Source organism: Nocardia sp. NPDC059229, from assembly GCF_042754165.1.
In the GTDB taxonomy this organism is placed as follows: domain Bacteria; phylum Actinomycetota; class Actinomycetes; order Mycobacteriales; family Mycobacteriaceae; genus Nocardia.
Genome location: NZ_JBHZAK010000044.1, coordinates 20,556 through 27,335 on the forward strand (window position 1 = coordinate 20,556; position 6,780 = coordinate 27,335).

8 protein-coding genes and 1 pseudogene are annotated in these 6,780 nt (G+C 65.0%); 6 read left to right on the forward strand and 3 right to left on the reverse strand.

All coding sequences use genetic code 11. From position 1 onward, the window contains the following. Nucleotides 1-2 precede the first annotated feature (2 nt). The 3 genes and pseudogenes from ACFXHE_RS42790 to ACFXHE_RS42800 all read left to right on the forward strand — a co-directional run bounded on the left by ACFXHE_RS42790 (nt 3) and on the right by ACFXHE_RS42800 (nt 2,180). On the forward strand, nt 3-1,241 hold the full coding sequence (locus tag ACFXHE_RS42790; protein ID WP_379391291.1) for an RNA polymerase sigma factor: 1,239 nt from the start codon (nt 3-5) through the stop codon (nt 1,239-1,241). 123 nt (nt 1,242-1,364) lie between these two features. Beyond that, nucleotides 1,365-1,637, forward strand: a pseudogene (locus ACFXHE_RS42795) (G1 family glutamic endopeptidase); the annotation flags it as partial. A 111-nt stretch (nt 1,638-1,748) separates the two neighbouring features. Further along, nucleotides 1,749-2,180, forward strand: a complete 432-nt coding sequence (locus tag ACFXHE_RS42800) for a hypothetical protein (protein ID WP_379391293.1) — start codon at nt 1,749-1,751, stop codon at nt 2,178-2,180. A gap of 116 nt (nt 2,181-2,296) precedes the next feature. Here ACFXHE_RS42800 and ACFXHE_RS42805 read toward each other — a convergent pair whose 3' ends face one another. Further along, nucleotides 2,297-2,473: a hypothetical protein gene (locus ACFXHE_RS42805; protein WP_379391295.1), complete on the reverse strand. Its 177-nt coding sequence runs from the start codon at nt 2,471-2,473 to the stop codon at nt 2,297-2,299. A gap of 416 nt (nt 2,474-2,889) precedes the next feature. Between ACFXHE_RS42805 and ACFXHE_RS42810 the strand changes: the two genes are divergently transcribed. Both ACFXHE_RS42810 and ACFXHE_RS42815 read left to right on the forward strand, forming a co-directional pair. Next, nucleotides 2,890-3,108, forward strand: a complete 219-nt coding sequence (locus ACFXHE_RS42810; RefSeq protein ID WP_379391297.1) for a hypothetical protein — start codon at nt 2,890-2,892, stop codon at nt 3,106-3,108. Nucleotides 3,109-3,120: 12 nt separating this feature from the next. After that, nucleotides 3,121-3,261, forward strand: a complete 141-nt coding sequence (locus ACFXHE_RS42815; protein ID WP_379391299.1) for a hypothetical protein — start codon at nt 3,121-3,123, stop codon at nt 3,259-3,261. A gap of 465 nt (nt 3,262-3,726) precedes the next feature. On the opposite strand, the gene ACFXHE_RS42820 is transcribed toward ACFXHE_RS42815, so the two are convergent. Continuing rightward, nucleotides 3,727-4,623, reverse strand: coding sequence for a LysR family transcriptional regulator (locus tag ACFXHE_RS42820; RefSeq protein ID WP_379391301.1), 897 nt, complete (start codon nt 4,621-4,623; stop codon nt 3,727-3,729). A gap of 67 nt (nt 4,624-4,690) precedes the next feature. Further along, nucleotides 4,691-5,839 (reverse strand): epoxide hydrolase family protein, encoded by a 1,149-nt coding sequence (locus ACFXHE_RS42825; protein WP_379391303.1) that lies wholly within the window; start codon nt 5,837-5,839, stop codon nt 4,691-4,693. A 252-nt stretch (nt 5,840-6,091) separates the two neighbouring features. Between ACFXHE_RS42825 and ACFXHE_RS42830 the strand changes: the two genes are divergently transcribed. Continuing rightward, the gene (locus ACFXHE_RS42830; RefSeq protein ID WP_379391305.1) at nt 6,092-6,637 is read left to right on the forward strand and encodes a hypothetical protein; all 546 of its coding nucleotides are present in this window, start codon (nt 6,092-6,094) and stop codon (nt 6,635-6,637) included. Nucleotides 6,638-6,780: the final 143 nt, after the last annotated feature.

The window sequence follows — 6,780 nt, forward strand, 5'->3', positions numbered from 1 at the left end:
CGATGCCCAGTGCCGCGGTAGCGGCGGCGGTCGCCGATGCGCACCGGCGCGAGTGGGCCTTCGTGCTCGCCGCGACGGTGCGCGTCACCCGCGACCTCGACGCCGCCGAGGAATGCGTCCAGGACGCCTACGCCCAGGCCCTGACTCGCTGGGAAAGCGCCGTGCCCGCCAAGCCGGCGGCCTGGCTGACCACGGTGGCGCGCAACCGCGCGCTGGACCTGCTACGCAGGCAGGCGACGGCGAAACGATCTCTGCCGCTGCTTGTTTCGGACGATTTCGACGACGACGTCGCGGACACCGTGGTCGCCGAGCGGGATATCCCCGATGATCGATTGCGATTGGTCAGCACCTGCTGCCACCCGGCACTGTCGCTCGAGGCTCAGGTGGCGCTGACGCTGCGGCTGGTGTGCGGGTTGACGACCACCGAGGTTGCGCGAGCATTCCTGGTGTCGGAGTCCACCATGGCGGCGCGAATCACCCGCGCCAAGAAGAAGATTGCCGCCGCGCGGATCCCCTATCGGGTCCCCGCTCCGGCAGAGCTGCCCGAACGGATCGACGCGATCTTGACGGTGGTGCACCTGCTGTACACGACGGGCCACACCGCGCCCCACCACGCCGAGCTGAGCCGACGCGATCTCGCCACGCGCGCAACGGATCTGGCCCGCATGCTCCGCACCCTGCTGCCCGAGAATTCGGATGTGTCCGGGCTGCTGGCACTGATTCTGCTGACCGAAGCGAGGCGTCCGGCCCGCACCGACACCGACGGCAATCTGCTGCGACTGTCGGAACAGAACCGAAACCTGTGGGACCGCGGCGACATCGACGAGGGCATGGCATTGGTCCGAGAGTCATTGCGGCGCAGACCCGGCCGATACGCCTTGGAAGCAGCAATCGCGGCCGTACACGCGGAGGCACTCACCTACGACGACACGGACTGGCACGAAATCGTCGGACTCTACGGAGTTCTCGCCCAACTGTGGCCCTCACCGGTGGTGGCATTGAATCGCGCCGTGGCCCTCGGCCTGGCCGCAGGCGCCGAGTCGGGATTGGCAGCGCTCGACGAGCTGAGCACCGAGCCTCAGCTGGCCGGCTACGGATATCTGGCCGCAGCCCGCGGACATTTCCTCGCCGCGCTCGGCCGACCGACCGAAGCGCAGACGGCGTACGAGGAGGCCATGTTGCTCACCGACAACGAGGTGGAACGACGATTCCTCGCGGGCCGGCTGGCCGAACTGGGGTGAACCCGCGAACGGGGCCGCGGCCGACCGATCGGTCGCAGCGGGAAAACCGGCACCCCAGGCCCGCAATGACGCCGATTCGGAGTCGGCGATCAGCGTTCTCATTGCCGATGATTCGCGGCCGCCCACGGACGATGGACGGTGCCGCACGCGTACCCACCGGTCAACCGGGGCAGCGCATACTCGTCGACGTGGGTCGGGATCGACGGCGACGGAACCGTCGACCTGATCCAGACCGGCACCGAACACGACTCGGTGCTGATCGGTGCTGGCGTGTCGGGTTGGGATGTACCCCAAAACGACAGGGTGGGCGACGGTCTCGGTCGGGGCGACAGGCGCACGGACAGCGGCCGCCACGGGCGAAACCGGTGCGGGCGGCGCGGGCGGCGGCGCCAGTAGCGAGAAGCTCGACGCCGACTACGACACCTGCCCTGACGAATTCTCTTCGGCCGCAGTGGATCCTGCTACGCTCTGCCTCAGCGGCAGGCTGGCGATCGTGAGGGGAAACGCGTGGACGAGAACTCCGAGTGGGACACTCTGGTCGAGCGCATTTCTGTGAACAGTTACGGCGTGGACGTTGACCCCGACAAGATCAGCATCAAGATCGAGGACGCCGAAGAGGACTGGGACGCCCCGGATGTCGTGATCAGGCGGGCAGGCGAGGAATGGATCCAGATCGACAGGCCGTTCGCCAGGGCCGACAAGGTCGATCTCCTGGCCGTACTCACCAGGGTTGGCAGCACGGGCACGATCGGCGGGCTCGTCGTGATGGATGAGCACATCATGGTGCGGCATGCGCTTCTGCTGACCGAGGCCATCGAGCCCGACGAGGACTATAACGATGGTGATTTCTGGAAGTATGAACGGCCACTCGAGGGCATCGTCGACGCGGCCAGGCTGCTGGGGCGGCAGCTTGCCGGACACGCTGACGACTACTCGTGACCGGCTGGCAACCGCCGCGCCCGTGACAGCCTGGTAGTACGCCGAGATCCTCCAACGCTACGAACAGGAACACCCCGAAAACATCCTCCGGGATGTTCGCCACCGCGCCGGGGTAGTCACGCAGGATCGGCAGCGGTGATACCGAGGCTGCGGTCGTACCAGGGGGAGACCTCTTCCAGGATCTCCAGCACGACGACGTTGTCGGCCGGGGTGAGCAGAGCGTCCAGTACAGGTTCGTCGGTCTGCCAGACCTCGGTGTCGACCACGGTGCCGGCGGGGCCGCGCATCACCATCTCCAGGACCTTGCCCGCAGGGGCTGTTCGACGGCTACCGCCGCCGCCGGTGCTCGCGTCGGTCAGCAGACGGACGCGGGCGAGAACGATAGCCGCACAGGGCTATCCGAGGTTCTGGGCTACCCGAGGTTCGGTGCCCATGGCGGCGACTACGGAACGCTGGTGACAGCGCAGCTCGGGCACAAGTACCCGAAGTTGATCCCGGGTCCTCATCTGTGGGGTGACGAGGACCAGATGACGCCGCTGGTGGTCCGGCAATCGCGCTGATCCGATCCGGTCTGGCGAAGTTCCCTGTGCCCGAGCCGGTCCGGGTGACTCGCGAAGCCCTGGCCGAGAGCTTCGGGCTGCACGGCGTGCCGGACGAAGAAGGCGATGCGCAAGACCTGGTCGAGCAGCAGTTCGTCCACCGGTGATTCATGTCGACTTCCGGGCTGGAATACCCACCACCGTCGATGCGCCGCCGGCCCGGGGTGATCCTGGATCTGATCGTGCCGACCGGCACTCCTGCGCTGCGGCTCGGCAAGCTTGCGCCGATCAAGGCCGAGCGGGAAGTGTTGCTAATCGACGCGCGACGGTACATCGCAAGTGGTGTCGAATGGGACCGGGCGCGTAGCGGCGTATTCAGGGATTCGTGAGGGAGGCGTGAAATGGGAGCCTTGACGCAGGAAACAATGCGTGTCGAGCGTGTAGAGACCACGCCTGAAGAGCGCGAGCGGATCCGCCGTGAAGCCGAAAAACTGGGCATCAAGATCCGTCGCCGCACCCCGATCGGCAAGACCGGCAAGTAACCGCAAGCAGACCGCTCACACTGCCGGTGCGGAGCCGCAGGCAGTGTCTGGTGACGTTCCCTGTGTTGGTCGGTGCCGACAGGTTCCCTAGTTCGGCCTCCCGATCCCCTATTCCGTGCATATTCCGAAGTAGATTCGCGCCTGACCGAGCAGCCAGGGATTCAGGCCGATCTCCGCGTATTCCTTGGACCTGATATTCGATATCGATGCGGCACTGAAGGTTTCGCGTCGTCCGCAGCCCTGACCGTTGATTCGCTACCCATTATCGGCCCGCTCTCCCATGCTGGGAGGATTCCACGTGGCTCTCGTGCCAGTGTCATCGCCGCGCTCGCCGCCCTGGTTCCGCCCGTCTCCACCGCCGTCCGCCGGTTGCCCCACGCTTTTCCTCCGCGGTCGGGCAGGTTCGCGGCGCAGGGGCCGGCCGCTGGCGATGGCGTCGGCATGACCGGGGTAGCGGTACCGGTTTCAGCTTTGGTCGAGAGGGCCCAGTTCCCGCACGACGCGGGCGAAGGCGCGGATCTGCTCGGTGTCGCGGTCGCTGTGACAGATCAGCGCCCATCGGACCAGATGGGAATCAGCGATCGGCAGATACGTGACACCGGGTCGGTTGTAGTAGCGGGCGATGTGGCTCATGCCGGTGGTGAGGGCGGTGCTGGTGCTGACGGTGGTGAGAATGTCTTCGAGAGTTGAGATCTCGGTGACTCGTTCGATGGGTTTGCCCTTGGGGGTGTAGAAGGGGCTGACCGAGTCCTCCCAGTACTCGGGGAGCAGGGCACTGGGTTTGAAGACGCCGAAAACGCCGAAGTCCTCCAGCGACAGGTGGTTCTCGCCGGCGAGCACATGGGTTCCGGGCAGGACCGCCGCCATCGGCTCCGCGGAAATGATCGGCCCGACCGTCAGGCCGGGTTCCTCTACTGGCAGCCAGGCGATGAGGATGTCGGCCTCGCCGCGCTGCAGCGGTCCGAACTGATCGCCGAATTCGGTGCTGCGAATCTGCAACTCCCACTCGGGATGTCGTCTGCGGAATGCGTCCCAGTACGGCTGATAGTCATAGGGGTTGTAGCCGATCATCGCCACGCGAAGCACCCCGGAGATGCCCACTGCGGCAGAGCGCGCGTTCTCGATGGCTTGCGGCACACCGCTGTATGCCGGTCGCAGCTCGGTGAGCAATTGCTGACCGAGCCGGGTGATCTGCACGTTGCGCGGGTTGGAGCGATCCACCAGGCGACCGCCGATTCGGCGTTCCCGGCTCTTGATCGACTGGCTGATTCGCGCCTGGGACAGGTGGAGACGTTGTGCCGTAGGCCCGAAATGCAGTTCCTCGGACAGAACCAGGAAGATTTCGATGTCCCGCAATTCCATGGCGACATTGTGCCCCTACCGATTCGGCGCTGCGAGCCATGCATATCGGGGCATGACCGCGCAGGTCTCAGATCACTCTCGCGAAGAATTCGCTGATGTCGTATAGCAGTAGGTCCGGTTCTTGGTGAGCGGGCCACCGTCCGCCGATGCCGAACTCGTTCCACTGCACGATGTTCGCGTGGTCCCGCTCGGCGAATCTGCGCAGCGGCCGCATGCCGGGTGTGAAGGACGCGAGACCGAGCGGCACGGTGGTGGGTCCGGGTGGTGGGGCGGTCTTGTCGTTCTCCATCGGGATCCCTCCTGAGGGCACGGAGGTGTTCGTGAACCAGTGGATCGAGATATTGGTGAGGATTTCGTCGGCGGGCATCGAATCGGCGAGCAACTGCCCGCTCCACGCGAGCTGGCCGGCCGGGGAGTCGGACAGGGCGTGGGCCAGTGTTTGCGGTTGTGCCACGTGATTGTGGTGTGCGGACCGCTGCTGGAACCGCTGCCAGTACTGGACCTGCATCAGCTCACACGTGTTGAGTCCGTCGAGCTCTCCCCTGTCACCGCGAGGGAAGGAGAAAATGTGACCGACATGCACGCCGATCACCTGTTCCGGTGCGAGCCTGCCCATCTCGGGCGCGACGAGGGCGCCGATGTCATTTCCGTGCACGCCGTAGCGGTCGTATCCCAGGCGCAGCATCAGCTTGTGGTACAGCGCTGCCGCCCGCACCGGATGCCAGCCGGGAACCCGCGTCGGCCCGGAGAACCCATGCCCGGGGTACGACGGAATCACCACGTGGAATGCCGAGGCCGGATTACCGGCGTGGGACCGCGGATCGGTAAATTTCGGGACCAGGCCCAGGAATTCGGTGAACGAACTCGGCCAACCGGGGGCCAGCAACAGCGGGGTCGCATCGGGTTCGGGCGAGACGACGTGGACGAAATGTATGCGCTGTTCGTCGATCTGAGTGGTGAACTGGGGAAACAGGTTGAGCCGCTGCTCCTGGGCGCGCCAATCGAACCCGTCACGCCAGAGTTCGAGCAGTGGAACCACGTACGACAGCGGAACCCCGTACTCCCAGCCGGGCCGCGTCGGCACCCCGACGTCGACCTTGCTCGGGATCTCCTCGGCAGCGAGGCATTCGACAAACCTGGTGTGGGCCAATCGGTAGTGAAGATCGTCCAGGTCGGCCTGCGGTATGTCGATGCGGAAAGGCGTGATCGCGGACAAAGTTTGTTCCTTCGGTTCATCCCACGGTGCTCGCAGCAAGCCTGCAGCATCCTCGTAGGCCAGAACAACGGCGAAACCTGGCGGGTTCGATCACTTTCAGTAATGACTCGACCGCGGTTCACAACCGCTGCGTCGGCCGGACATGTCTTCGATCACAAAAAGTGATCGGACCGCCGAGATCTTGTCATTGTTCCATCACCGGTACTGTCGCAGGCTTGCTGCTACCGGCCGGTTCAGGAAAAGAGCTGCAGCATGCGGATTTTCAGTTCTCGTTGTCGCTTGTTCGAATACACCTTGGCAAGGCCCGCACCATGGGCGGTAGAGCTACCCTCCGCCGCGCTCGAAACGTCGACGCCCTTCAGCGAGTGCCTGTTCGTGGCCGTCACCGTCGAACACGGTGATGTCGGCCTTGCGGCACTGGCCGCCGAATTCATCCAGCGAATCGCGGAGGAGAGCGCCGCGAACTCGATTGTCATCGACGGTCGTTTCTCCCCGGCGGCCGCCGACGGCACTGCCGACTTCTTGTCCGAGCTCGCGGATGCACTGGACATGATCGCCGAGATCGCCGAACTCTCGGCGTCAGCAGCTCCGGCGTACCTCATGCCCTTCGGCTGGAATTCGAGAACGCGAGGCGAGGTCGTGGCCGACAGCCAGGCGCAACGCCTGATTCACCTGTGGCCCAACGTTATCCGCGGGCGGGGTGACTCGGCTCCCAAAGTGATCGTATTGATCGAACGACCGTGCGGAATAGAGACATTCAACGCAGTGCCTCAGGTGACATCGCCGCGTGCTGGATGAACTCGCGAGACGAGTTGTCACAGTGACGTTTTGCAGAGTATGTGGGCCCTAGGTGTACTGACCTGAGAGGTTAGGAACGCGGCTGGCTGGTGGGTGTCCGCCGAGTGCGGTGTGGCCGCGATGGTGATTGTAGGTGTGGAGCC

Bases quoted from the DNA above. Each gene is read 5' to 3' on its own strand.
- ACFXHE_RS42820 (WP_379391301.1), bottom strand. From the start codon at position 4,623: ATGGAATTGCGGGACATCGAAATCTTCCTGGTTCTGTCCGAGGAACTG.
- ACFXHE_RS42805 (WP_379391295.1), bottom strand. From the start codon at position 2,473: ATGGTGATGCGCGGCCCCGCCGGCACCGTGGTCGACACCGAGGTCTGG.
- ACFXHE_RS42790 (WP_379391291.1), top strand. From the start codon at position 3: ATGCCCAGTGCCGCGGTAGCGGCGGCGGTCGCCGATGCGCACCGGCGC.
- ACFXHE_RS42830 (WP_379391305.1), top strand. From the start codon at position 6,092: ATGCGGATTTTCAGTTCTCGTTGTCGCTTGTTCGAATACACCTTGGCA.
- ACFXHE_RS42810 (WP_379391297.1), top strand. From the start codon at position 2,890: ATGTCGACTTCCGGGCTGGAATACCCACCACCGTCGATGCGCCGCCGG.
- ACFXHE_RS42815 (WP_379391299.1), top strand. From the start codon at position 3,121: ATGGGAGCCTTGACGCAGGAAACAATGCGTGTCGAGCGTGTAGAGACC.